Origin of the sequence: Sulfuricurvum sp. (assembly GCF_028713855.1) — a bacterium.
In the GTDB taxonomy this organism is placed as follows: Bacteria; Campylobacterota; Campylobacteria; order Campylobacterales; family Sulfurimonadaceae; genus Sulfuricurvum.
Genome location: NZ_JAQTNN010000018.1, coordinates 1 through 24,425, shown reverse-complemented (window position 1 = coordinate 24,425; position 24,425 = coordinate 1). Strand labels below are relative to the sequence as shown.

Annotated in this window: 23 protein-coding genes and 2 tRNA genes; 16 read left to right on the top strand and 9 right to left on the bottom strand. The window is 45.2% G+C overall.

Annotation, left to right across the window (positions count from 1 at the left end; all coding sequences use genetic code 11):
• Together PHI47_RS13295 and PHI47_RS13290 are read left to right on the top strand one after the other, a co-directional pair.
• Complete coding sequence (locus tag PHI47_RS13295) at positions 1-852, top strand: biotin synthase (RefSeq protein ID WP_299938393.1); 852 nt, start codon at positions 1-3, stop codon at positions 850-852.
• 43 nt (positions 853-895) lie between these two features.
• Positions 896-1,249: an AMMECR1 domain-containing protein gene (locus tag PHI47_RS13290; RefSeq protein ID WP_299938390.1), complete on the top strand. Its 354-nt coding sequence runs from the start codon at positions 896-898 to the stop codon at positions 1,247-1,249.
• 1 nt (position 1,250) lies between these two features.
• Here the strand turns inward: PHI47_RS13290 and PHI47_RS13285 are convergent, their stop codons facing one another.
• Complete coding sequence (locus tag PHI47_RS13285; protein ID WP_299938387.1) at positions 1,251-2,198, bottom strand: NAD(P)-binding domain-containing protein; 948 nt, start codon at positions 2,196-2,198, stop codon at positions 1,251-1,253.
• Between the two features lie 76 nt (positions 2,199-2,274).
• Here PHI47_RS13285 and PHI47_RS13280 point away from each other — a divergent pair, with 76 nt between their 5' ends.
• The 3 genes from PHI47_RS13280 to PHI47_RS13270 all read left to right on the top strand — a co-directional run bounded on the left by PHI47_RS13280 (position 2,275) and on the right by PHI47_RS13270 (position 5,002).
• Positions 2,275-2,607, top strand: coding sequence for a hypothetical protein (locus tag PHI47_RS13280; RefSeq protein WP_299938384.1), 333 nt, complete (start codon positions 2,275-2,277; stop codon positions 2,605-2,607).
• Between the two features lie 77 nt (positions 2,608-2,684).
• Positions 2,685-3,761 (top strand): OmpA family protein, encoded by a 1,077-nt coding sequence (locus PHI47_RS13275; protein ID WP_299938381.1) that lies wholly within the window; start codon positions 2,685-2,687, stop codon positions 3,759-3,761.
• Between the two features lie 188 nt (positions 3,762-3,949).
• Positions 3,950-5,002, top strand: coding sequence for an OmpA family protein (locus tag PHI47_RS13270; RefSeq protein WP_299938379.1), 1,053 nt, complete (start codon positions 3,950-3,952; stop codon positions 5,000-5,002).
• Positions 5,003-5,045: 43 nt separating this feature from the next.
• Here the strand turns inward: PHI47_RS13270 and msrA are convergent, their stop codons facing one another.
• The gene (msrA, locus tag PHI47_RS13265) at positions 5,046-5,579 is read right to left on the bottom strand and encodes a peptide-methionine (S)-S-oxide reductase MsrA (RefSeq protein WP_299938377.1); all 534 of its coding nucleotides are present in this window, start codon (positions 5,577-5,579) and stop codon (positions 5,046-5,048) included.
• A gap of 104 nt (positions 5,580-5,683) precedes the next feature.
• Here msrA and PHI47_RS13260 point away from each other — a divergent pair, with 104 nt between their 5' ends.
• The 4 genes from PHI47_RS13260 (at position 5,684) to PHI47_RS13245 (ending at position 8,172) form a co-directional block, all read left to right on the top strand.
• A complete protein-coding gene (locus PHI47_RS13260; RefSeq protein WP_299938375.1) occupies positions 5,684-5,809 on the top strand; it encodes a hypothetical protein in 126 nt (41 codons plus the stop codon).
• Between the two features lie 182 nt (positions 5,810-5,991).
• Positions 5,992-6,234 (top strand): hypothetical protein, encoded by a 243-nt coding sequence (locus PHI47_RS13255; RefSeq protein ID WP_299938372.1) that lies wholly within the window; start codon positions 5,992-5,994, stop codon positions 6,232-6,234.
• A gap of 12 nt (positions 6,235-6,246) precedes the next feature.
• Positions 6,247-6,912, top strand: coding sequence for a response regulator transcription factor (locus PHI47_RS13250; protein WP_299938370.1), 666 nt, complete (start codon positions 6,247-6,249; stop codon positions 6,910-6,912).
• 3 nt (positions 6,913-6,915) lie between these two features.
• Entirely contained in the window at positions 6,916-8,172 is a 1,257-nt protein-coding gene (locus tag PHI47_RS13245) for an ArsS family sensor histidine kinase (RefSeq protein WP_299938368.1), read from the top strand.
• Here PHI47_RS13245 and PHI47_RS13240 read toward each other — a convergent pair.
• The gene (locus tag PHI47_RS13240) at positions 8,093-10,690 is read right to left on the bottom strand and encodes an ABC transporter substrate-binding protein (protein WP_299938366.1); all 2,598 of its coding nucleotides are present in this window, start codon (positions 10,688-10,690) and stop codon (positions 8,093-8,095) included. The two genes, PHI47_RS13245 and PHI47_RS13240, sit on opposite strands and share 80 nt — an antisense overlap.
• A gap of 100 nt (positions 10,691-10,790) precedes the next feature.
• Here PHI47_RS13240 and metH point away from each other — a divergent pair, with 100 nt between their 5' ends.
• Entirely contained in the window at positions 10,791-14,288 is a 3,498-nt protein-coding gene (gene metH, locus PHI47_RS13235; RefSeq protein WP_299938363.1) for a methionine synthase, read from the top strand.
• Positions 14,266-15,051, top strand: coding sequence for a response regulator transcription factor (locus PHI47_RS13230; RefSeq protein ID WP_299938361.1), 786 nt, complete (start codon positions 14,266-14,268; stop codon positions 15,049-15,051). The genes metH and PHI47_RS13230 overlap by 23 nt, the downstream gene beginning before the upstream one ends.
• Before the next feature lie 2 nt (positions 15,052-15,053).
• Here the strand turns inward: PHI47_RS13230 and PHI47_RS13225 are convergent, their stop codons facing one another.
• Genes PHI47_RS13225 through PHI47_RS13210 form a run of 4 tightly spaced genes read right to left on the bottom strand, consistent with a single transcriptional unit; the run spans position 15,054 to position 18,536 of the window.
• Positions 15,054-16,226 (bottom strand): replication-associated recombination protein A, encoded by a 1,173-nt coding sequence (locus PHI47_RS13225; RefSeq protein ID WP_299938358.1) that lies wholly within the window; start codon positions 16,224-16,226, stop codon positions 15,054-15,056.
• 2 nt (positions 16,227-16,228) lie between these two features.
• Complete coding sequence (locus PHI47_RS13220; protein ID WP_299938356.1) at positions 16,229-16,627, bottom strand: secondary thiamine-phosphate synthase enzyme YjbQ; 399 nt, start codon at positions 16,625-16,627, stop codon at positions 16,229-16,231.
• A complete protein-coding gene (locus tag PHI47_RS13215; RefSeq protein WP_299938353.1) occupies positions 16,624-17,571 on the bottom strand; it encodes a pseudouridine synthase in 948 nt (315 codons plus the stop codon). The genes PHI47_RS13220 and PHI47_RS13215 overlap by 4 nt, the downstream gene beginning before the upstream one ends.
• Entirely contained in the window at positions 17,568-18,536 is a 969-nt protein-coding gene (locus PHI47_RS13210) for a KpsF/GutQ family sugar-phosphate isomerase (RefSeq protein WP_299938350.1), read from the bottom strand. Before PHI47_RS13210 ends, PHI47_RS13215 begins: the two co-directional genes overlap by 4 nt.
• Positions 18,537-18,568: 32 nt before the next feature.
• Here PHI47_RS13210 and PHI47_RS13205 point away from each other — a divergent pair, with 32 nt between their 5' ends.
• From PHI47_RS13205 to PHI47_RS13195, 3 genes are read left to right on the top strand one after another with little or no spacing between them, the layout of a single operon-like run.
• Positions 18,569-19,888 (top strand): NAD(P)H-hydrate dehydratase, encoded by a 1,320-nt coding sequence (locus tag PHI47_RS13205; protein ID WP_299938347.1) that lies wholly within the window; start codon positions 18,569-18,571, stop codon positions 19,886-19,888.
• Positions 19,885-20,439 (top strand): phosphoribosylglycinamide formyltransferase, encoded by a 555-nt coding sequence (purN, locus tag PHI47_RS13200; protein WP_299938344.1) that lies wholly within the window; start codon positions 19,885-19,887, stop codon positions 20,437-20,439. Before PHI47_RS13205 ends, purN begins: the two co-directional genes overlap by 4 nt.
• A 15-nt stretch (positions 20,440-20,454) precedes the next feature.
• Positions 20,455-21,231, top strand: coding sequence for a thiazole synthase (locus tag PHI47_RS13195; protein ID WP_299938341.1), 777 nt, complete (start codon positions 20,455-20,457; stop codon positions 21,229-21,231).
• Between the two features lie 69 nt (positions 21,232-21,300).
• Here the strand turns inward: PHI47_RS13195 and PHI47_RS13190 are convergent, their stop codons facing one another.
• On the bottom strand, positions 21,301-22,527 hold the full coding sequence (locus tag PHI47_RS13190) for an MFS transporter (protein ID WP_299938339.1): 1,227 nt from the start codon (positions 22,525-22,527) through the stop codon (positions 21,301-21,303).
• Positions 22,524-23,891, bottom strand: coding sequence for an amino acid permease (locus PHI47_RS13185; protein ID WP_299938337.1), 1,368 nt, complete (start codon positions 23,889-23,891; stop codon positions 22,524-22,526). The genes PHI47_RS13190 and PHI47_RS13185 overlap by 4 nt, the downstream gene beginning before the upstream one ends.
• A 219-nt stretch (positions 23,892-24,110) precedes the next feature.
• Here PHI47_RS13185 and PHI47_RS13180 point away from each other — a divergent pair.
• Both PHI47_RS13180 and PHI47_RS13175 read left to right on the top strand, forming a co-directional pair.
• Positions 24,111-24,188: transfer RNA gene (locus tag PHI47_RS13180), tRNA-Pro, on the top strand.
• Positions 24,189-24,237: 49 nt separating this feature from the next.
• Positions 24,238-24,314: transfer RNA gene (locus PHI47_RS13175), tRNA-His, on the top strand.
• Positions 24,315-24,425 lie beyond the last annotated feature (111 nt).

Here is a 24,425-nt window from a genome sequence, read left to right as displayed (position 1 = left end):
ATGACTAAAAAAATCTTTTTGTGCTCCATCTGCAATATCAATAGCGGAACCTGCAACGAAGATTGCAAATTTTGTAGCCAAAGCGTCAAATACAAAGCTGACATTGAGCGCTATAAGCAAAAACCGATGGATCAAATTCTAGAAGAAGCACGCCGACTCGAAGGGCTGGGTGCATTAGGATTTTGTCTCGTAACGGCGCAAAAAGGGCTGGATGATAAAACCCTCGAATTTGTCTGTAACGTTGCCTCTACCCTTAAACGTGAAGTACCCCGTCTCCGTCTTATCGCGTGTAACGGTACCGCATCATTAGAACAGTTAAACGAACTGAAACTCTCCGGAGTCAGCGCCTATAATCATAATCTCGAAACGAGCCGTGCCTTTTATCCGCAAGTCTGCACGACCCATCCGTGGGAAGAGCGCTATGAGACCTGTGAAAACGTCAACCGCTCCGGGCTCAAACTCATCACCGGCGGGATTTTCGGGATGGGAGAGACGCACGAAGACCGTCTCAGTATGCTGTACTCACTTAAGGAACTAAATCCAGTTTCAGTGCCGCTAAACTTTTATCATCACAATCCGGCATTGCCGCTGAGCCCTAATCCGCTCACTATCGATGAATCACTAAACCTCATCACATTAGCTCGAAAAATTTTGGATAAAGCAGATCGGATTATGATCGCCGGTGGGCGGGAAATTACGTTCAAAGAGCGTCAAGATGAGATTTTTGAGGCCGGTGCAAACAGTATCGTAATCGGAAATTATCTCACTACCGCCGGACGAGAAGCCCATAGTGATCTAATGATGCTCCAAAATCTCGGATTTGAAATTGCTTCTTCACCTGAGGATAAGTAAGTTATAATAACACCATCAAGCAAGGCGAAAAGGAGATAGACAGATGTCACAATCCGTATTATTAACCATCGCCAGAGCCTCTATCGAAGAGGTACTGCAAGCGCAAAACAGCATCAACCGCACTGAACTTCTCGAAAATTATCCCATACTATCTCAACCGATGGATTGTGAAATCAACCTCTATCTGAATAACAAACTTCGCGGCTCGGCACGGACAGATAAACTGGAGCGTTCACTTCTCGAAGAGATCATCCATAACGCCAAAATTGCCGCCTTTCAGGATGAAAACTTCAATCCCCTTGTCACTTCCGAATATCTTCATACGACTATCAAACTCACCCTCTTTACCGCTGATGGAGAATTAAGCCATCAGAGCGACCCGATCCTAAAAGGGTAATCTATAACGATTGTATGTAATTGGCAATCGCAAAACCGTGATTAAGCCCAAGAGCAATCGAGCCACCTGATTCTTGGGTAATGTCTCCTGCAACAAACAGTCCCTCTACATTGGTCTGATAATTTTCATCATGTACCGGTTTGCCATCCTCTTCACGAATTCCGCTGCTTTGCAAAAAGCCGCTTGGAGTCGTCCCGCCGATCGCATACACGAGGCGGTCAAATAATTCGGATTCTCCGTCACTGAAGATCACTTTTACTTTTCCGCTCTCACTCTCCAACTCGACAATTTCGGTATTCAACATTGCCCGCAATGAACTTTCTACCATTACTTTGTAAATGTCGGCTTGGTTGGTTGGGTTTGCGCGGCGAAATGTCCCGCGACGATAACAGATGGTAACATCATTTCGAACGCATAATTCCACTGCGTATTCGATTGCGGAATCGCCGCCTCCGACAACCATGACTTTTTCTCCATGCGAGCACCCATCCAAAGTATAGTGTATTTGATTTTTAATGGAAGGTGGAATTTTGTAATCCGGTTTGTTGGGTTTTCCCATCCGTCCGATCGTAACTACAACGTATTTGGCACGGACACTCCCTCCGGCGATAAAGACTTCAAACCCTTCTTTTATTTTTACTATTTTTTGTACTTCCGTATGGGTTTTCAACTCCACTGCTTCATTATCCAGCAGTTGGTCAAAAAAGTCCAATGTAGATTCTTTGGTTCCATCCATAAAGTAGATGCTTCCGTCCAGCTCGACCTTCTGGCCTTTCCAGTCTTTATCCACCCGCTTGTTGTCTTTGTAAAACTTTCGGATTGTTGCATTATGGTTTTCATCTTTTTCCAGTACAACAATATCACGCATTCCTAATGCATAACTTTCAATTGCCGTCGCTATTCCAGCCGGACCGGCACCGATTATTGCCAATTCATAAACATGTTCCATCCGAACTCCTGCATTTTCTAATCTAAATACTCTAGCACAAAGAGGGATAAAATTCGATTTATGTTATCATTCTTCTATGTACTATGTCATCCAACGTCACCAAGGTGACCCTAAAAAGCATTATCTCGCTTACAGTGTCCCCAAATATATCAGTTCTGACAATAGCCAAAATATTATTTTTGAATTTCAGCACAACGGGGTTGTAAAACGAAAATGGGCTCCAAAAGAAGAAATTATTCTCCTCACCGATGACCAAAAACTGTTTCAAGAAACCTTACAAAAGCTCGAAACCCTAAAATCTTCTCATCTCGAAAAAATTGATGCAGCTGAAACACAATTAAATCATGAAATTTCATCCATGCTAAATGCCATGCAGTCGGCGTTTAAAACCATTAAAAAAAATACTTAATGCCCCTTTAATAACATTTCAATCACATTCTTGTGCTATACTTTGTTATTCTCAAATGTCTTAAGGAGACTAATATTATGAAAAAAATAGCATTTTCTTCTTTGCTCGCTGCTACATTACTTAGTGCAAGCAACTATAACTATGAAGTGTCACCAATGGCCGGATACGTATTCCCATCAAGTCAACGTCTTGACGATCACGCCGCATACGGTGCAGAATTTCAATACAATGCCGTTGACTCACTTCTAAAACCGGAACTTTCCGTATTATGGAGTGATGCAGATTATGAGTATATCAAACCACATGCAACCGATATCTGGCGTACAGCGATAAACGGTGTATACGATTACACAACCAGCAACGGCATCACTCCGTTTGCTAAAGTAGGTCTTGGCTATGAGCACATTAATGACCGTGGGAACGGTACTGAAAACCTAAACCATAACGGTGCGTTTGCTGATGCCGGTGCCGGTGTAAAAGTAGGTATTACCGATCAACTCGCACTTAAACTTGAAGCGATCGAAATGCTTAAATTTAACCATTTTGATTGGGACAACAGCTTGCTCCTTATGGCTGGACTTAACTTCGCCTTCGGTGAAAAAGCACAGCCGGCTGCGCCTGTAGCAGTTGCTCCTGTTCTTGCTCCTGTACCTACACCGGCACCTGCCCCTGCACCAAAACCAGTTGTCGCTGCTCCAGCACCGAAACCTGTCATAGTAGCAGCTCCGGTTGATAGTGACGGAGACGGTGTATTTGATCCTCAGGACAAATGTCCTAATACACCAAAAGGGTTCAAAGTAGATTCTGAGGGCTGCCCATTAAAAGCGACGCTTCATTTGAATTTTGCTACCAATTCAAACAAAGTTGATGCGGAAGGAACGGCTAAAGTCGATGCATTCGCTGCATTCATGAAAGAAAGCACTGCCTATAAAGCCAATATCGTCGGACATACAGACAGTACTGCATCAGATACATACAACCAAAAACTCTCTGAAAAACGTGCAGAAATGGTTAAAGCCATGCTCATCAAAGATGGTGTAGCTGCTGATCGTTTAACGTCAGAAGGGATGGGTGAAAAAATGCCGGTTGCTTCTAATAAAACAAAAGAAGGACGTGCTGAAAACCGTCGTATCGAAGTGGAACTTTGCAAATAAGCTAAGATTCTCTCCCCTTGCTTCTTTTCCCGCAAGTGCGGGAAACATTATTCTGCTTTTTAATTTTCCCTATCAATAAACATTTAATAAAAAATTCTTCTTAAAACACTTAATCTATATATAACTTTTATTGATTTATAGTACCAACCTTCGCTAACGCTTTTAAACTTTCTCAAGGAGCTTAGGTTATGAAAAAAGTACTGCTTTGTGCACTGTTGTTCTCCAATATCATTAGTGCAAGTGATTATAATTATGAAGTTTCGCCGATGGCCGGATATGTATTCCCATCAGGTCAACGACTTGAAAATTACGCCGCATACGGTGCAGAGTTCCAATATAATGCACTCGATTCACTGTTAAGACCGGAACTTTCCGTATTATGGAGTGATGCGGATTATGAGTATATCAAACCGCATGCAACCGATATCTGGCGTACTGCGGTCAATGGTGTTTATGACTTTACCACCAACAATAGCATTACTCCGTTTGCTAAAGCCGGTCTTGGTTATGAACATATCAACGACCGCGGAAACGGTACTGACAACCTAAATCATAACGGTGCCTTTGCGGATGTAGGTGCCGGTGTAAAAGTGGGGATTACCGATCAAATCGCTCTTAAACTTGAAGCGATCGAAATGCTTAAATTTAACCATTTTGACTGGGATAACAGTTTGCTTCTTATGGCAGGGATTAACTTCGCCTTCGGTGAAAAAGTACAACCAGCTGCACCAGCCACCATAGATGAATCGAAACCGGATACGGTACCTGAAGCTGAACCTGAGACTAAACCTGTAGCAGCCATCCAGCCTTCTCCGGCAGACAGTGATAATGACGGCGTACTCGATTCTCAAGACAAGTGTCCTAACACTCCGGCCGGATTCAAAGTGGGCGCGGACGGATGCCCGCTCAAAGCGACACTTCCTGTCCACTTTGCATTCGATTCAAGCGAAGTGGATGAAAAAGGGATGGTGAAAATAAACGAATTTGCACTATTCATGAAAGAGAGCCCTGCATACGATGCCATTATTATAGGTCATGCCGACAGCACCGGTCCAACCGAGTATAATCAAAAACTCTCCGAAAGACGTGCCATGAAGGCTCAATCATTATTAATAGAACGGGGCATTGCCGCAGACCGCTTGAGCATACGGGGTGAAGGTGAAAATATGCCTATCGCAACCAATAAAACGAAAGCAGGACGTGCAGAAAATCGCCGCATCGAAGTTGATCTTCGCGAATAAGCTACCCTCTCCTATTCCCGCCTGAGCGGGAATCTATATTCTTCTATTTTTTAACTTTATTCCCAAATTTATTCATAAATTTATCAATCTTCGGTGCAATCACCACACTGCAATACCCTTGCGTCGGATGTTCCGTATAATAATTTTGATGATACGATTCAGCCGGATAAAATTCAGGGGCAGACGAGAGTTCCGTAACGATTGGATCATCCCATTCCTTTTGGATCTTTTGAATCGATAGAAGAGCTTTCGCTTTTTGTTCTTCATTATAATAATAGATCACCGAGCGGTACTGAGTCCCTCGATCCGCCCCTTGGGCATTCAATGTTGTCGGATTATGAATGCTCCAAAAAATATCAAGTATCTCTTCATAACTAATAATGGCAGGATCGTAAGTGATTTCAACCACCTCGGCATGGCCAGTCGCTCCACTGCATACTTGTTCATAACTGGGAGATTTACGTGTCCCCCCTGCATAACCGCTGATAGCCGAACAAACACCATCCACACGATTATAGACCGCTTCAATACACCAAAAACACCCGCCGCCCACAAGGGCTTTTTCAACACATCCCATAACAGCTCCTACTTTTTGGGTGATTATCGGCTGAATCAACTGTAGAGATGATTAGCCCTTCTATCTAATAAAATCCCTTTATCCAACGTTACCATTGAGTAACGTTGAAACGGTACGATGCCATCATAACATTAGTAAAGGAGACCCAAATGGAAAAAATGACACCGTTGGAAAAAATGATCGTCAAAAAACTTCGCCGATCCAAACGCGCCAGCTGGATGGTAGACTAAAACACGTTTTGCCTATCCAGGCATAATTTTTCAATCCCCCCCCTCTTCTTATTAACTCTTTTTAACGTTATAATTTGCTTTACATTCATTTAAAGTTCTTTTGCCCTTCGTTAACATCGCTACGTCATACTGTTGAATATGCCCCTCAAAAGGAGGCCATATTTATACCTAAGGAGTATTTTATGATTCGATCCATCATCCTCCCTCTCTTGAGTTGCACCTATCTATCGGCATCTACCCCCTCACCTATTGATATGGCATCTGATTTGAATCTCTCTACCAATCAAATCAAACAACTGCAACAGATCGATACAACCGTTGAACAGGTAAAACGTCACTCTCATGCAAAACAAATCGAAGTTCTCAATCCACAACAGCGTAAGCTTTTCTTTGCGCGGTATAAAACACTCTGCACTAATGATTAAAAAAGGGTAATAATGCTTCAAGCACTAATGGTCGAAGATGACCCGGATATCACGACACTGCTCGTTAACTATTTGAAAAACTACGGTATTGCCGTGAACGCCGTCTCCACCCCATCTGCAGGCCTTAATCTTTTAAATACGGATCATTTCGATCTAATCATTTTGGATTTGACCCTGCCCCAAATGGATGGACTGGAGCTGTGTAAAGAAATCCGTCTTATAACCGATATCCCGATCCTGATTTCAAGTGCCCGCAGTGACATCAACGATAAAATTATCGGGCTTGAATACGGGGCAGACGACTACCTCCCAAAACCGTATGAACCGCGTGAACTGATTGCACGTATCAAAAGCGTCTTACGCCGTTATCGTCCTTCACTGGAAAAAAAAGACAAAGCATTTGTCTTGAATGAGAATGAACAAACGATTCTTTATAACGGAGATTCTCTTTCACTGACACGTGCCGAATATGAGTTGTTATCGCTCTTTATTCTCCATCCCAATCAGACATTAAGCCGTGATTTTCTCTCCAACAACTCCGAAGCGATTTCTTGGGAAAGTTCCGTTCGTACTATTGATGTCATTATCAGTCGTTTACGCCAAAAAATTGAAAAAGATCCTAAAAATCCCCGTTTTATCCACTCCATACGCGGCAGCGGATATCGGTTTTCCGGTTAAACGATGCGTCATAGTATTTTTCTTCGCATCACCCTTTTTTTCCTCATTACGTTTATCGGTATGGGTGTAGGATTTTACGCTATTCACAAAAAACTCACTCAGGAATATGAACATCATTTAGAAATAGAAGCAGGAAATCTCCTTTTGGTTTTACGCAAAAGTATTATCCTCTCACCGCCTATGCGTCGTTCTTTTTTGCAAGCGCAGGGATACAGTATCACCGAACCTCATCCCGATCTTATAAAAACACTCCGTAATGCCCTCACAACGATTCCGGAAGATTATCCTGAAGCAATCAAAGACTCCCTCAAAGAGGGGCGTATACAGATCCTAAAAGATGACAACCATCTCTATATCTACCTGACGAAAGCGACTCCGCCGTTGCTAGTTCTTAAAACCGATGCAGCCAAACAATCCCTTTGGCTCGAAACGCTCTTTGTAAGCTTAATGATTGCCCTCTTGCTATTGTATTGGCTCATTATTAAAACCCTGTTTCCTCTTAAACTTTTGATTCAATCGATAAATAAATACGGCAAAGAGGGAACATATACGCCGATCAAAAGTACCCGAAAAGATGAAATCGCCCTTGTATCCTATGCGCTCGATAGCGCTATGCATAAAAACCAAACGCTCCTCGAAGCACGCAGACTTTTTTTACGCAACATTATGCATGAACTCAAGACCCCTATTACCGTGGGAAAACTATCACTTCCATTTCTAAAAAAAGGGGAAGAAAGATCTATTTTGGAGAGAGCTTTTTCCCGGATGGAAAATCTGATAGCGGAATTGGTTCGGGTGGAGCAAATTACTTCGGGAGCACTTTCTCCTCATTTACAAACGTGTGATCCGAAACTTTTAGTAGATAAAGCCAAAGAACTATTATTTCTCAACGATGAAGCCATCGAAGCAGTATTTGACGGGGAAATGGTTTATGCCGATTGCGATGTTTTTGTAACGGTGTTTAAAAACTTAATCGATAATGCGATCAAATACAGTGATGAAGGAAAAGTTCGTATTGTCCAAAACCATGCACGAATTCTTTTTTACAATAAAGGGGCACCATGGCCATCAGGCTATACACTGAAATCGCTCAGTGAGCCTTTTTTTCATTCTAATGAGAATCCGAATAGCTTTGGATTAGGGCTCTATCTTGTTAAATCCATTATTGACGCTCACAATTTCAATCTCTTCTATCACTATGCGGCAGGGGAACACTGCTTTGAGCTAGAGTGCCAGATCCCTCTTTCGGTGATCGATTAAGGCGTATTTCAAAACATGCACCCTGCGTCGTATTGTAAACACTCAGCTTGCCCAAAAAGTGTTTTTCGATAATCGTTTTGGCCATATAAAGACCGATCCCCGTCCCTTGTGACTCGAATTTAGTGGTAAAATATGGGTCGAAAATTTTATCGATAATCCCGGATGGAATGCCTCCTCCAGTGTCTTCGACACTAATCGTGCAATAGCGATTATCATTTACACATCGGATATAAATTATTCGATTCTCGCCCCGATGCTGTTCAATCGCTTCACGTGCATTATTGATGAGATTAATAAGAACCTGCTTCAACTCATTGGGATATACTAACACTTCTATATCCAAATCAATTTCTCTCTCAATAACAATTTTCTTTCGCATCAATAAAGGGCCTAACAAGGCTTCTACATCATTAATCAACAAGTTAATATTGACCGAAACTTGACTCCGGTCATGCTTGAAAAAATTACGGAAATCATCAATCGTTTGAGACATGTATTCGATTTGTGCTTCTGCAATCTCTATAACCTTTGCCGTTTCATCATTTCCTGAAATCGAACAGCTCAGATTTAAACGTGTCATGGTGAGGCCCAGAATATTGAGAGGCTGACGCCATTGATGGGCGATTGATTCAAGCATAGACCCGATTTCTGCCATTTTGGCTTGCTGCATCAGCAATTTTTCCTGCTTCCGATTTTTTTCAACCGCTTTCTCAATCTCCTCTTGGAGGCGCTGATTAAACGTTTCCAATTCATCGGTACGTTGGCGTACCAATACGTCCAATCGACGATTTTTATAGGCGATCAAGATGAACAATATCACCATAAAAGCAACTACAGCCCAAGCCAACCGATAATTAATCGGGTCATTTCGCTCCATAACCAACCAACGACCGTGGATTTCCTGATACTCCGATGGGGTAATAGAGCCTAATACCTTATCTGACATAGAAGCCAGCATTCCCCAGTCCTTACGAAAAGCAAAGGCAAGTTCATAACGATAGGGCGTCTCTCCGACTACTTTGAGACGTTTCAGACCATGACGCTCGATGAGATAGCTTACGACTCCCAGCCCTTCGACGCAGGCATACGCTTCACCGGAGGCAACTTTTTGGAGGGCTTCCAACGATGTATCCGCCATTACAGGAATAATTTTGGGATAATGGGAGCGTAAAAAATCCTCACTCGCGTAGGAACGGACAACGGCTACTTTTTTACCGTTTAAATCATTCAGATCATTAACATATCCGACATGCGAATCCGCTACTACAACCATTGACTGCGTTAAGTACGAACGGCTAAAGACAAGACTCTCTCGTCGCTTTTCGGTAATGGCCGCACACGAGAGCATATCAAGTTCTTTGTTCTGAACCGCACGTATCGAATCACTCCAGAATCTTCGGCTGTAATCAATTTCGAAATGGACTCCCAACCGCTTTTCCAGAAGATTCAGATACGATGCACTAATGCCGGTATATCTCCCTTTTTCATCGATAGACTCCACCGGAGCCCAATTTTGATCGATCCCAACCCGTATCACCGGATGTGCTTTTAGCCACGCTTTCTCTTTATCACTCAGATTCAATACGCTGTGTTTATAAAGCAGAGATTCAAAAGAAGGGATTGCTTGAACCGCACCCATCAGACGATACCCTTGTGCAATCATCTCCAACCGTACCGGGTCAATTGAACCAAATGAAGTGTTAGGGCGGAATGCGAGTTCTTTTAAGACTCTCCCCTCATAAATCAATGCATCCAACGATTTATGCTGAGGATTGTAGTTGCGATAGATCAGTTCTGCCGTCTCTTCGATATGATCAAAGGCCCAGAGCCATCCCCGCATCGAGGCATCATAAAAAGCTTCCGCTCTCTGAGGGTTTTGGAGCGTTTCGTTTTTGGTAGTAAATAAAATATCGCTGTAAAAATCAAACCCGTACTCTTTGGGATGAAGTGCATGGGTTTCAACCCCCACTTTTTGGAGAATGTACGGTTCATTGGAGAGATATGCGATCATAGCATCGGTTTCACCGCGAGCCAACGACATCGGATCATACGAATGTTCCTGTATCCGTAAATCTGACGAGCGCAGACCGACACTTCGGAGCATCATCTGCATCTCAGCGCCCTCGATTGTGTCGCTTGTGAGCATTACCCGCTTATTTTTTAAATCTTGGGCAGTTCGGATGTTGGAGTCTTTACGGGAAAGCAGTACCATTGGAGAGGATTGAAATACAGCCGCCATCAATACCAGCGGAGCGCCGTTGACGTAATCAACTATCAAGGATGAACGCCCAACCCCGTATTGCGCTTTTCCTTTCATCACGGCACCAAAAGGATCTTGTTTATTGTGCGCATCCAAAATCGTGACATCCAACCCTGAATCCGAGTAATACCCTTTTTCTTTGGCAATATAATACCCTGCAAATTGGAACTGATGCATCCACGGTAGTTGAAGGGTTACTGATTCATTCGACCAGGCAAGTGTAATAAAAAAGAGTAATAAAGGTAGCAGCTTTTTCATGGCTAAGAGTGTATCGAAAGAATTATATTTTCATACTTAGAACCCTTTAGGCTACTCTTGGATAAAATCGCAATACTATTTATCACACAAGGTCTCTACCATGTCGGTCAAAACAATACTGCTTGAAACTATCTCCCGTCGCCCACTCATCATCGACGGTGCCATGGGGACTCAGCTTCAAGAGCGTGCCGATATGATCCCGGAAAGTGCATGGGAAGGGCTAGAGGGATGTAATGAGCTCCTCAACGTCACCGCACCTGACGTGATGAGCAATATTTTTCACGCCTATCTAACCGCAGGAGCTGACCTCATTACCACCAACACCTTCGGCTCTTTCAGCTGGGTTCTCGATGAGTACGGGATTGGTCACCGCGCGTACGAGCTCTCGCGTGCAGGAGCCGCAGTCTGTAAAGCAGAGTGTGATAAATTTTCCACTCCTGCACACCAACGTTTTGTTTTGGGTTCTATCGGACCGGGAACCAAACTTCCCTCGCTCGGACATATTCACTACGATGAGATGTACGCAGGGTACCTAGAGTGTTGTCTGGGACTCATCGACGGCGGATGCGATATTTTCCTCCTTGAAACCTGCCAAGACCCACTCCAGATCAAAGCCGCACTCCATGCCTGCGAAGCGGCTAACCGCGAACGCGGTTCTGAGCTGCCTATTATGGTATCCGTTACCATCGAGCTGGCAGGGTCTATGCTCATCGGTACCGATGCGGCAACCATCGCCACGATTTTGGAGCCCTTCGACATCATCAGCCTTGGATTCAACTGTGGAACCGGACCTGAGCAGTATGGAAAACACGTTAGAACCCTCAGTGACGTGTGGGGGAAACCGATCTCGGTTCATGCTAATGCGGGCTTGCCTCAAAACCGAGGCGGACACTCCTACTATCCAATGGGACCCGATGAATTTGCCCAACTTCAATGTGACTTTTTAAACTATGACGGCGTCAGTTTCCTCGGCGGATGCTGCGGAACGACCCCTCAGCATATCCGTGCACTTGTAAATAAAGTTTCTTCCATTACTCCAAAAAAACCAAGCGGAGAAACACAACCCTCTATCGCATCGTTGTTTAACACCGTCGAACTGATCCAAACACCCGCTCCGCTACTCATCGGAGAGCGCTCCAATTCAACCGGATCGAAAGCATTTCGTGAACTGATCATCGCGAGCGATTACGAGGGAACGCTCAGTGTCGGTCAAGCGCAAGTGCGTGACGGGGCACACTGTCTTGATGTCAACGTCGAGTTTGCCGGACGGGACGGAGCCATCGATATGGCACACGTCATGAGACTCTACAACCAAAAAATCTCCATCCCCCTTATGCCCGATGCTACACGGGTCAACACGATGGAAGAGGCACTTAAATGCATCGGCGGTAAACCGATTATCAACTCCGTCAACCTCGAAGACGGAGAAGAGAGACTTGATGCGATCTGTTCACTCGCCAAAAAATTTGGAACAGCGCTGGTATGTTTAGTAATCGATGAAAAGGGGATGGCGAAAACCACGGCGGATAAAATGCGCATTGCCGATCGTATCTACGATCTGTGTGTCAATCGCCACCATATCGATCCGCGCAATCTAATGTTTGACATGCTCACCTTTACGGTGGGAAGCGGGGATGTGGAGTACCGCGACGCTGCCATCCAGACATTAGAGGCAATCCGCCAACTTCATGCGAAGTACCCGAATGTCGGCTCTACGCTGGGGCTGTCCAATATCTCTTTTGGTCTGGGCATGAATGCCCGTGTCTTTTTAAACAGTGTATTTTTACATCACTGTATTGAAGCAGGTATGACATCCGTCATCATCAATGTCAAACATATCGTCCCGCTCTCAAAAATGTCCGAAGAGGATCGTTCTATCTGTGAAGAGCTCCTCTTCTCTCCTGATGACCAGTCCCTCTTTAAATTTATCGACCATTTCAGTGATAAAACCATTGACAACGGTAAAAACGATGAAGCCTATGATGCAATGAGTGATGAAGAAAAAATCGCTAAACTTCTCATCGACGGTGACAAAGAACGGATGATTCCACTTGTAGAAAGTGCTCGTCATACGATCAATCCTGACCGAATCGTAAATGAAATCCTCATTGATGCGATGAAAATCGTCGGAGAGCTTTTCGGATCGGGCAAAATGCAGCTGCCGTTTGTATTGCAAAGTGCCGAAACGATGAAGACTACGGTCGATTATCTCAACCCGTATCTTTCAAAACAGGAAAAAGATACTGATACGACCCTTGTCATCGGAACCGTCAAAGGAGATGTTCACGACGTGGGAAAAAATCTCGTAGACATTATCCTCTCCAACAACGGCTTCAAAGTGATCAATGTCGGGATAAAAACGGAACTTGAAAAGTATCTCGACGTTATGAAAGATCAAGATATTCACGCCATCGGGATGAGTGGGCTTCTCGTAAAATCAACCCAAGTTATGAAAGACAATTTGGAGACAATGGCGAGTATGGGAATTACCACTCCGGTACTGCTAGGCGGTGCGGCACTAACCCGTAGCTTTGTCGATGATTTCTGCCGACCGATCTACAACGGAGCAATTTTTTACTGCCGCGACGCGTTTGACGGAGTTATCGCGATGAGCCGAATTGAAAAATACAATGCTGACCCGAGCATTGGACTCGATACCCGTCTGAGTGGCGATATGGTTGAACGTACTGTCAAAGAAGTTGTCGATATTGTTATTCCACCGTTTCATGAGTTAAAAATGCCAAGCGTTGTCAAAATTCCAACCCCTCCTTTTTGGGGGCGTCGTGTATTACGTAAAGAGCATCTTGATTTTGACATGGTATGCGAATGGGTTAACAAACGGAGTCTTTTCAAAATGCACTGGGGGTACAAACGTGCAGGAATGCCGGTGGATGAGTACAAAAAACTTCTCGAGACCAAAGTCTATCCGGCGTATGAACGGATCAAACGCGAAATAATCAAGCGCGGGTTATTTGATCCTACGGTGATTTATGGATATTACCCTGTCCGAAGCAGTGAGCAAGAGCTCCTCATTTTTGATGAGAGCTATGGATGGAACATCGATGAAAACGCGAATCGCCAGCCGCTTGATGAAGTGATCGGAAATGCTAAATACGTATTTGAATTTCCACGCCAGCGCAAGGCACCTCATCGCGCTTTGAGCGATTTTTTCAGGCATACACGCGACGACGTATTGCCTCTCAGCTGTGTCAGTGTCGGAGATAAATTCAGCGAGTATGAAAAAGAGCTGTACGCTGCAAATGAGTATCTCGAATACAACATGGTGCACGGGTTTGGGGTAGAGCTTGCCGAAGCATTGGCCGAAGTGGCACACAAACAAATCCGGTTGGATCTCAATATTGCACACGATGATGAGGGTTTTAGTCTCCGTGATGTCCGCCTAAACCGTTATGCAGGGGCTCGATATAGCTTCGGGTATCCAGCGTGTCCCGATTTGGAACAAAGCCGAATCATCTTCGATTTGTTGCGTCCTGAAGAATTTGGAATTACCCTCTCTGAAACCTTCCAAATTCATCCGGAGCAAAGTACCACTGCGCTGGTCGTGCATCATAAAGATGCAACGTATTACAACATTTAGGACTAAGAAAGCTATTGTTATGATGGATAATGAGCACTTGATCATAGAACAGACAAAACGTTTATCTCTTCTATTTGTTGAAGATAATGAGCCTTTTCGAACGCGAATCGTAAAAGTGCTCGATGATTATTTTTATCGGGTTGATACTGCTGTCGATGGACAGGAAGGGCTCGAAAAATACAACAATTATTATGACGCAAAAAACAAGCATTACGATCTTGTTATCTCCGATATTCGAATGCCTCGGATGAATGGAGTGGAACTTGCTACTGAAATTCGTACCATCAATGAAATGCAGTCCATCATTATCCTCTCCGCTCATACGGAAGCCGATTATTTACTTTCACTCATAAATCTCGGTGTAGCGCAGTTCATCACCAAACCGGTTCAATACCCTCAGATGTTTGATACCCTCTATAAAGTATGTCATAAAATCAACCAGGCGCCCATTACCCCTCTTCACCCCAACCATATCATTTCTCTAACAAACACTATCTTTTGGGATATGGATAAAAAACTGCTCTCAGAACAAGAGAATACCATCACGTTAACAAAATATGAAATTCTCCTTATGGAGCTTTTAACGAAAAAGTTCGAGCAGGTATGCAGTACCGATGAAATCTTAAGTCACTTTTATCTCAACAATATCGATGTAAGTTCGGATAATCTACGCGGAATGATGATGCGTTTACGGAAAAAGCTTCCCGAAAAAGCTCTCAACAGTATATATGGAATGGGTTATCGTTTATCGTCAGTGCACTAAGATTACTTTTTACCCCACACTTTTTCTATCCACTCTCCCATTTTCGCTTCATATCCGCTGTTTTTAAACTCGACAAACTTGAGCGGTTTTGAGAGGTATTTTTGCTCCACCCAACCCCCGAAATCATGCGGGTAAAGATACCCTTTGTGCTGTTGGCGCAAATGTTCCGGAATATCGAGAATTACCCCGTTTTTTACCGCACTCTGTGCAGCATTAATCGCCGTGTATGCTGTATTGGACTTTGGAGAAGCGCACAGATAAATCACCGCTTGGGCAAGGATAATCCGTGCTTCGGGATAACCGATCTGCTTTACGCTCATCATCGCTGATGTTGTCAGTGTCAACGCCTGAGGATTGGCATTCCCCACATCTTCACTGGAGAGGATAACCAAACGGCGAGCGATAAACTCCGGTGGTTCTCCCCCCTCGATCAGACGGGCGAGATAATAGATAGCCGCATCAGGGGCTGAGCCTCGGATACTTTTGATGAGAGCCGAAGCTAGATCGTAATGAACACCCGCTTCCGAACTCCCAAGCGACTGTGCCGCAGGGCGGAGCGATTTAAGCAGTGATAGCGTAATCGGTTTGTTCAATGCCGTAGAGACTTCAAGAAGTTTCAGCATAGAGCGTGCATCGCCCCCCGAACTGGCAATCAAATATTCTCGTGCCTCTTCGTCCATTTCCACCGCCGTTCGGACTAACAAATCCGCTAACGCATCATAACCGATGGAATGAAGTTCAAACAACAATGAGCGTGAACGCATCGCCGCAGTTAAGCTAAAATAAGGGTTTTCTGTCGATGCACCGATGACTAACACACTGTTTTTTTCCATAACCGGCAGTAACACTTCCTGCTGATTCTTTGCCAAACGGTGAACCTCATCGATGAAGATGAGCGGCTTTGTCAAAGAACCTTCGTATTGATCAAATATTTTACGAAGCTGTTCGACTTTAAGCGACGTAGCATTGAACTCATAAAACGGGGTATCCATCACATCCGCGATGATTCGTGCCAATGTTGTTTTTCCGCAACCGGGAGGACCGTAAAAAAAAGAGTGGGTAAGATTCCCCCCTTCGCATAGTGAACGCAAAGGGGCATCGGGAGAGCATAAGTGAGATTGTCCTACGACATCGTCAAACGCTTTGGGACGGAGGAGATAGGTAAAGTCTGCCACTTTTAGCCTGCAATAACCTTGATAACGACTTCCCGCACTTGGCGAGGTCCGTCAAATTCACCGAAGAAAACACCTTGCCATTTTCCGAACATCGGACGCCCCTCATAAACCGGTATACTAACCGATGCACCCATGCGAGACGATTTAAGATGTGCCGCAGCGTTATCCCCGACATGAGAATATTTTGCATCGCTCGGGATAACCGTAGAGAGTGCCGCTAACAAATCCCGTCGAAGGTTCTGATCGGCATTTTCAAATAAAAAGACGCTTCCGGTCGTATGCGGAGTAAAAACAACACAAATTCCCTCTTTGATTCCTGATTTGATTACCGCCTCTTTCACCTCGGCACTGATATCCATTAACTGTGTTTTATGACTGGTTGGAAATGTAAGTGTTTTCATTTTTTACCACCTTTTGAAAATTTAGAGTCAGGTTTATATTTATTCGTACCGAAAGGTTCGTTGGAAGGCTTTGGTTTGACCTTTGCCTTATCTTTAACAAACGTCTTTTTCACGGGTTTGGATTCTGATTTTTCGAATACTTTCGGAGCTTTTTTCTCATTTTTTTGTTTCTGCTTCTCCGCTTTTTCTACGGCATCCAAAAATTCACGTAAATTTGAATACTCACTTCGCTCTAAAAAGCGTACCTTCCCCGTAGGGAGATTGTTGAGCTCGATCCCTCCGAAACTAAGACGTTTCAAATCCACGATTTCAGCACCGAAATGGGCGAAAAAGCGGCGGAGTTCACGGTTTTGCCCCTCTCCGATAGCTACTTTTAAAATCGAGTAGTCCCCTTGGTCTTTTTGCACCTGATAGGCATAAAAGGGGGCAAAACTCATCGGACCCGCATCCGCATGCTCATGCGCTCCGGCACTGGCATCTTCGAGTTCTAATCCCTCACCCATGGCGATTTTCATCCCCTCAGACACAGGCCCTTTGATTTTGATCTTATAGACCCGTTCCATTTTAGAGGTCATGAGTGCCGTTGCGACACGAGACGCATCAGTGAGGAGCAATAACCCCTCAGAGGCGAAGTCGAGCCGTCCGACAGGGATATAGTGGCGGTATTGTTTCGCGAGAGAATCGTAGATCGTTTTACGACCCTGAGGGTCTTTTTTAGTTACCAGCTCCCCGCGCGGCTTGTTGTAAACGATAACGGTAAATTGGTCATTCGGAACGATCTTATTGCCGCTGATCATAACATTGGCATTGCGCTCATCTACCTGAATGGCGGGATTGGTTTCGACTTCACCGTCGATACGGACATATCCGTCGAGAATAGCCTGATCGGCTTCACGACGCGAGTACGTCGAGTAGTGGGCGATATATTTGTTTAAACGCATCATGAGATACCTGCTTCCACGAGTGTATGAAGGTGCAAGGCACCTTGGATTACGCCGTTAGTGTCGGTCACTACCAGCAACTGGATTTTTTTTGTTTCGATCAGAACAAGCGCGTCACTGGCAAGCATTGTCGCATCGTTTATTACGAGAGGATTTTTAGTAGCATACACTTTGGCAGGGGTATCCAGCGAGAACGTATCACCAAGCAGGGCTCGGCGGATGTCACCGTCGCTAAGCAATCCTGAAAGTTTCCCCTCACTGTTTGTAAGCATCACCGTGCCCAAACGCCCTTCGCTGAGTTTTAAAATTGCCTCTTTGAGCGGAGTCTCTTCATTTACAATCGGAAGATCCGCCGTACGCATCAAATCGCTTACTTTAACAAACAACCGTTTTCCCAATGCTCCTCCGGGATGAAATGAGGCAAAATCCTCTTTTTGAAAATTACGTGCCTTCATTAAACAAACCGCTAACGCATCCCCCATCGCAAGAGTGAGAGTCGTTGAACTGGTAGGGGCAATATCGAGTGGGCACGCTTCCTGCTCCACATTGATATTGATCACTTCATCGCTGTAGCGTCCGAGTGTTGATGCGGCATTTCGGGTCATTCCGATCAACGGAATATCAAAGCGCTTGATATGAGGGAGGATAGAGCTGAGTTCCGGGCTCTCACCGCTGTAGCTGATCGCCAAAACAGCATCCTCTTTACCGATCATTCCCAAATCACCGTGCAGCGCTTCAGTCGGATGGAGGAAAAAACTCGGTGTTCCGGTAGAGGCAAACGTTGCGGCAATCTTTGCCCCGATAAGCCCCGATTTTCCTACTCCGGTAATGACCAGTTTCCCTTTGCATGCCAAAATCATTTCTACGGCACGCGTTATCTCTGATCCGAGCGTTTCAGCACCTTCACGGAGGGCTTGTGCTTCGATTTCAAGTGTGTTTTTGGCTATTGCGATATAATCATTGTTCATAAATACAATTATAGCCGAAATGGACTTTATCCATGCAAAACCTTTACCGAGAAGTAAACACGCTAGACCGTCGGGCCGTCGAAAAATTTGCCCTCAGCGAGACAATCATGATGGAGCATGCTGCATTATCCATGGCTCAACTCATTCGTACACGTTTTGAGCCAAATGCATCCATACTCATCGTCTGCGGCAATGGTAACAACGGGGCAGACGGACGCATCCTCGCACGACAGCTCGAAGAGGAGTATTGTATTTCTCTCCATTATCAGAGTGATACCCGTTACGATGTCATCGTGGATGCTCTCTTTGGAAGTGGTCTTAACAGAGCAATCGATCGTGCCACAGGCAACCTGCTCGATCTCCTCAATGCCTCGGATGCCTTTAAAATAGCCTGCGATGTCCCTAGCGGTTTATTTGCTGAGGGTACGCTCGATCCCCATACGTTTAAAGCGGATATTACCATCACCATGGGAGGGCTCAAACGAAGCCTCTTCAGTGACGCAGCAAAAGAATACACAGGGGAGATACACGTCGCCAATCTGGGAATTTCACGTTCACGATATGAAATACCCTCATCATGGCAATTGCTCGATCCCACCGATTTGTCCCTGCCTCTTCGGACAAAAGCTTCTACTCACAAAGGGAGTTACGGACACTTGGCCCTCATCTGCGGTGAAAAAGTCGGTGCTGCCGTTATCGCCGGTTCAGCGGCACTCCGTTTTGGTACAGGGCTAGTGAGTCTTCTCAGCAATGAAAACGTCTTTATCCCTTATGAACTCATGCAAAACCATTCCCTTCCTGAGACTACCACTGCTATTGCGGTAGGGATGGGTCTGGGAGTGGAGTTTTGTGACGATGAGCTTACCTGCTTACTCGACAACACACTCCCGCTGGTTTTAGACGCCGATATTTTTTATCATCCGTTATTTGTTAAATTACTCAAACGGGGCAGTATCGTCCTCACTCCGCATCCTAAAGAGTTCACTCAAATATTACGCATCTGCGGCATTGCCGATATCAACACCGAAACATTGCAAAATGACCGTTTTGGCTATGTCGAGCAATTTTGCAGCGCATTTCCCGATATCGTCTTACTCCTCAAAGGTGCCAATGTCATTATCGGCTCACAAGATAATTTTTACATCAATCCTCACGGTACCGTAGCATTAGCCAAAGGTGGAAGCGGCGATGTTCTCAGCGGTCTCATCGGTGCACTTTTGGCACAAGGGCACACGCCCCTGGAAGCCGCGATCCAAGGATCGCTTGCCCATACCCTTGCCTCACAAAAATTGGGCAAAAACAACTATGCCCTCAGCCCATTTGATTTAATAGAAAGAATTACCCACTTATGAAAAAAATCGTTGCCCTCTTTAGCGGCGAGGGGACCAACCTCGCTAATCTGATCGAAAAAATCCATCGTAAGCACGCCATTATTACCTGTGCTATCACGAACAATCCCGATGCGGCTGGAATAGCCAAAGCACGTGCAGCGGGCATTCCCGTTGAAGTATGCGACCATAAAGAGTATGAAACGCGAGAAGCCTACGATGCGGCACTGGTCGAAATGATCCGTGAGTACGATCCGGATCTAGTCGTACTGTGCGGTTTTATGCGGATACTCACGAGCGTATTTACCTCCAATATCCGCTCTATCAATCTTCATCCCTCACTCCTGCCTGCCTTTAAAGGCTCGCGCGCCATTGAACGAAGTTTTGAAAGTGACGAGAAAACATGCGGTGTGAGTGTCCATTGGGTTACCGATGAACTCGACGGCGGTGAGATAATCTTGCAAAAAAGTTTTACTAAAAATTCCTCCGATACTTTAGAAGAATTTTCGGCTAAAATTCGCCAGATTGAGCATGAGATACTTCCTCTCAGCGTACTAAAAATTCTACATGATTGATTGAAAAGGATAGCAATGCATACATTACAAATCGGAAAATATACTCTCGGCAGCCGCCTCATTGTCGGAAGCGGTAAATATGATTCATTTGAAACGACCAAAGCCGCTACATTAGCGAGCGGTTCGGAGCTTATCACCGTAGCCGTTCGCCGTCTCAATATCACCAACCCGAATGAACCGAATCTTCGTGATACCTTTGCGGGTACCAATGTTAAATTTTTACCAAACTCGGCAGGTTGTACGACCGCGGAAGAGGCCATCACCCTCTTCCGTCTCACCCGCGAAGCGACAGGAATCGATCTGATCAAACTCGAAGTAATCGGCGATACCCAAAAAACACTCTATCCCGATGTTTTGGAAACGATCAAAGCGTGTGAAGTGTTAGCACGTGACGGTTTTACGATCATGGCGTATACCTCGGACGATCCGATTATGGCGCGACGTCTCGAAGATGCTGGGGCTCACGCGATCATGCCGCTAGCCGCTCCGATCGGCTCAGGGCTGGGAGTCCAAAACCGTTATAACATCGTGTTTGTACGCGAGGCGGTAAAAGTGCCGATTATCGTCGATGCGGGGATCGGATGTGCCAGTGATGCGGCGTTAGCAATGGAGTTGGGTGCTGATGGTGTTTTGACGAATACGGCGATAGCGCAAGCGCAAAATCCGATGTTGATGGCAGAAGCGATGAAGAATGCGGTAATCGCAGGACGTTTGAGTTATCTCGCTGGACGCATACCCAAACGTCCGTATGCGACTGCCTCATCTCCGATTGATGGAATGATTCAGTTTTGATTTCCGTCATTCCCGCGAAGGCGGGAATCCAGCTAGATCTCCGGATCAAGTCCGAAGATGACGACACTCTTACGCCTCGATATAATCCAAATCCTCATGAAACGTCTCACGGGTAAAATACAATGCCACCAAAGCAATCGTAAAGACTACCGCACCTACCACGGCAGCTGAACCTAAAACCCCCATACTCCCTTTAAGAAGCATAAAGCTTGACGTAATCGGAACCACCGAACCGCGAACAAAATTGGGAACCGTCGTTGCAACGGTCGCTCGGATATTGGTTCCGAACTGTTCCGCCGCCATCGTGATAAAGAGCGCCCAATAACCGCAGAATACGCCGAGTAAAAAGACCGCACTATAAAACGATTGCGCACTTGCACCCGATAATGTGAAATAATAAAGGACACTTACAACCGAGAGAACCATAAAAATCGTATAAGCACGTTTACGGCTTTTCATCCGCTGCGAAAGATAACCGCTCGCTAAATCCCCCACAGAGAGTCCTATGTAGGTATACATCAATGCCGTACCCGCAGTTACCTCTCCATTAATTGCAAGCGCTTTTGCGAATTCAGGAGAGAACATCACCAAAATTCCGACGACATACCACAGAGGCATCCCGATAACAATCGCTTTAATGTATTTACTGAAAAGCTTTTTGTGTGTAAACAGGGCAAAGAAATGCCCCCTTTTCACATCATCCGAAGCATGATGCTCAAACATCGCCGATTCTCTGACCCGAAGTCGGAGAATCAACAGGGAAAACCCGAGAATACCACCGATAATATAAGCATTACGCCATGCAAATTCCTGTGCGACAATGTTTGCCGCAACAACCCCGAGAACGCCGAATGCGGCGATACTCATCACCCCATATCCGCGCAGCTCTTTGGGGAGGATTTCAGCCACCAGCGTTACCCCGGCACCGAGTTCTCCCGCCAAACCGATACCGGCAATAAAACGCAGCAGTGCGTACTGTTCAACATTGGTGACAAACGCATTGAGCAGATTCGCCACAGAATAGAGGATAATAGAGGCGAAGAGTACTGATAACCGCCCTTTTTTATCCCCGAGTATCCCCCAAAGAATCCCTCCGATCAGCATCCCGCCCATTTGAGCGTTAAGGATGTACGATCCCCACAGGGTAATCGCCTCTTTATCGAGTCCCAGTTCGCTCAAACTATTAACACGAACCACCCCAAAAAGGATCAAATCGTAAATGTCAACAAAATACCCCATCGCAATAACGATAACAGGGAGCGTCAATACCTGACGCCATACCGATACCGACATCATTCTGCCTTTGCACGTTTAGTGCTGTAATAAGCGTAAATCAACATTCCGATGATCGACCATCCGATAAAACGCAACCACGTCTCAAACGGCAATCCCGCCATCATAAAAATAATCAAAATGAAATTGAGCGGCATAAGGATTTTAAACGCAGGAACTTTAAAAGAGGGCTGAATGATATTTTGACGTCGTAATACGATAATTGCTACCGCTACCATCAGATAAGCGAACAGTGTCCCGATATTGACCAATTCCGCTAACGTTTTAAGAGGAATTAACCCTGCCATTACACTGAGCATAACCCCCCCGATAAGCGTTGCTTTATACGGTGTATTAAACTTCGGATGAATTTCGCTCAATGCTTTCGGTAAAAGCCCATCCCGTGCAAGGGCGAAAAAGATACGGGTAAATCCAAGTCCCATAACGATCATAACCGTTGTAATCGTAATGACCGCACCCAATGCGATAACATTAGCGGCAAACGGCTCATTGACTTTATAGAGGGCAAAGGCAAGAGCATCCGGCACGTTGAGTTCTTGATACGGAACGATTGCCGTAAGGGTAAAGCTTACAAGGATAAAAAAGACGACAGAGAGCGCCAGAGAGAGGATAAGCCCTAAAGGAATATTACGTTCCGGATTTTTTGTCTCTTCCGCAACTGTACTGATCGCATCAAACCCGAGATACGCAAAAATAATCAATGAAGCCCCGTGCCAAACCCCTTCCCATCCGAACGGGAAAAAGTTGGAGAGGTTATGGAAATCAACGTGCGGCAGACCGACGACGACAAACGTTACCAGTACCGCCAATTTGATCATTACGATTGCCGTATTGACTTTGGCACTCTCTTTGATACCGATCGCCAGAAGGACAAAAATCGCCAAAATGATCCCGAACGCACTGATATCGATATACGTACCGGCAGTCGGATTATACGCACCGCTAAGAGCTTGCGGAATATGAATATTCATACTGTTTTCTAAAAAACGGCGCAGATACCCCGACCACCCTGTGGCGACTGCAGCAGTAGCCACCCCGTATTCGAGCAGTAAATTCCACCCGACAAACCATGCAAACACTTCACCCAGCGAAGCAAACGTAAAACTGTACGCACTCCCCGCTACCGGAAACGCTGAACTAAGCTCCGCATAGATCAAGGCAGTAATACCGATCATCACGGCACCGAGTAAAAATGATAAAACAATTGCAGGCCCGGCCATCGTCGCCGCCGCTTGACCCGTAATGACAAAAATCCCCGCACCGATGACAGCACCCACACCGATAAACGTTACATCCATTAGTCCTAAGCTACGTTGAAACTCTCCCGTAGCACCGGACATATCTTTTTTCCGAAAAATACCTTTCATTCACCCTCCTCAACTCGATCTCATACTATGCATAGAACCTTGCTTACAATAAGACTCAATTATACATTATTTCTATACCCTTTGTAAGTTTTCGTCTCGTCATAGTTAAAAAAGAATCTATTTTTTCACACTCTTACGCATATCTCTTGACAATCTTTGGTTTTTCAACTATAATTTCGCCTCACTAATTAGCTCACTCGGGTTAGATTAGATGAAGGTCGGGGCGTAGCTCAGTCTGGTTAGAGTACTTGGTTTGGGACCAAGGGGCCGGAGGTTCGAGTCCTCTCGCCCCGACCATGTTTTTTTCTTTTTCGTATCATTTCAAACAGATTCTTTATTACAGATGGTGGGTGTAGCTCAGTCGGTTAGAGCATCAGGTTGTGGTTCTGAGGGTCGTGGGTTCGATTCCCATCACCCACCCCATTTGTTTCTGGTTTGAAACACCTTTGATACACGATGTTTTAGAAGGCGATTGTGCGTTCGTAGCTCAACTGGATAGAGTAACGGACTTCGGATCCGTAGGTTATAGGTTCG

What these genes read in the sequence shown, in the direction of transcription:
- PHI47_RS13295 (WP_299938393.1), top strand. Translation starts at nt 1, where the DNA reads ATGACTAAAAAAATCTTTTTGTGCTCCATCTGCAATATCAATAGCGGA.
- PHI47_RS13290 (WP_299938390.1), top strand. Translation starts at nt 896, where the DNA reads ATGTCACAATCCGTATTATTAACCATCGCCAGAGCCTCTATCGAAGAG.
- PHI47_RS13285 (WP_299938387.1), bottom strand. Translation starts at nt 2,198, where the DNA reads ATGGAACATGTTTATGAATTGGCAATAATCGGTGCCGGTCCGGCTGGA.
- PHI47_RS13280 (WP_299938384.1), top strand. Translation starts at nt 2,275, where the DNA reads ATGTACTATGTCATCCAACGTCACCAAGGTGACCCTAAAAAGCATTAT.
- PHI47_RS13275 (WP_299938381.1), top strand. Translation starts at nt 2,685, where the DNA reads ATGAAAAAAATAGCATTTTCTTCTTTGCTCGCTGCTACATTACTTAGT.
- PHI47_RS13270 (WP_299938379.1), top strand. Translation starts at nt 3,950, where the DNA reads ATGAAAAAAGTACTGCTTTGTGCACTGTTGTTCTCCAATATCATTAGT.
- msrA (WP_299938377.1), bottom strand. Translation starts at nt 5,579, where the DNA reads ATGGGATGTGTTGAAAAAGCCCTTGTGGGCGGCGGGTGTTTTTGGTGT.
- PHI47_RS13255 (WP_299938372.1), top strand. Translation starts at nt 5,992, where the DNA reads ATGATTCGATCCATCATCCTCCCTCTCTTGAGTTGCACCTATCTATCG.
- PHI47_RS13250 (WP_299938370.1), top strand. Translation starts at nt 6,247, where the DNA reads ATGCTTCAAGCACTAATGGTCGAAGATGACCCGGATATCACGACACTG.
- PHI47_RS13245 (WP_299938368.1), top strand. Translation starts at nt 6,916, where the DNA reads ATGCGTCATAGTATTTTTCTTCGCATCACCCTTTTTTTCCTCATTACG.
- PHI47_RS13240 (WP_299938366.1), bottom strand. Translation starts at nt 10,690, where the DNA reads ATGAAAAAGCTGCTACCTTTATTACTCTTTTTTATTACACTTGCCTGG.
- metH (WP_299938363.1), top strand. Translation starts at nt 10,791, where the DNA reads ATGTCGGTCAAAACAATACTGCTTGAAACTATCTCCCGTCGCCCACTC.
- PHI47_RS13230 (WP_299938361.1), top strand. Translation starts at nt 14,266, where the DNA reads ATGCAACGTATTACAACATTTAGGACTAAGAAAGCTATTGTTATGATG.
- PHI47_RS13220 (WP_299938356.1), bottom strand. Translation starts at nt 16,627, where the DNA reads ATGAAAACACTTACATTTCCAACCAGTCATAAAACACAGTTAATGGAT.
- PHI47_RS13215 (WP_299938353.1), bottom strand. Translation starts at nt 17,571, where the DNA reads ATGATGCGTTTAAACAAATATATCGCCCACTACTCGACGTACTCGCGT.
- PHI47_RS13210 (WP_299938350.1), bottom strand. Translation starts at nt 18,536, where the DNA reads ATGAACAATGATTATATCGCAATAGCCAAAAACACACTTGAAATCGAA.
- PHI47_RS13205 (WP_299938347.1), top strand. Translation starts at nt 18,569, where the DNA reads ATGCAAAACCTTTACCGAGAAGTAAACACGCTAGACCGTCGGGCCGTC.
- purN (WP_299938344.1), top strand. Translation starts at nt 19,885, where the DNA reads ATGAAAAAAATCGTTGCCCTCTTTAGCGGCGAGGGGACCAACCTCGCT.
- PHI47_RS13195 (WP_299938341.1), top strand. Translation starts at nt 20,455, where the DNA reads ATGCATACATTACAAATCGGAAAATATACTCTCGGCAGCCGCCTCATT.
- PHI47_RS13190 (WP_299938339.1), bottom strand. Translation starts at nt 22,527, where the DNA reads ATGATGTCGGTATCGGTATGGCGTCAGGTATTGACGCTCCCTGTTATC.
- PHI47_RS13185 (WP_299938337.1), bottom strand. Translation starts at nt 23,891, where the DNA reads ATGAAAGGTATTTTTCGGAAAAAAGATATGTCCGGTGCTACGGGAGAG.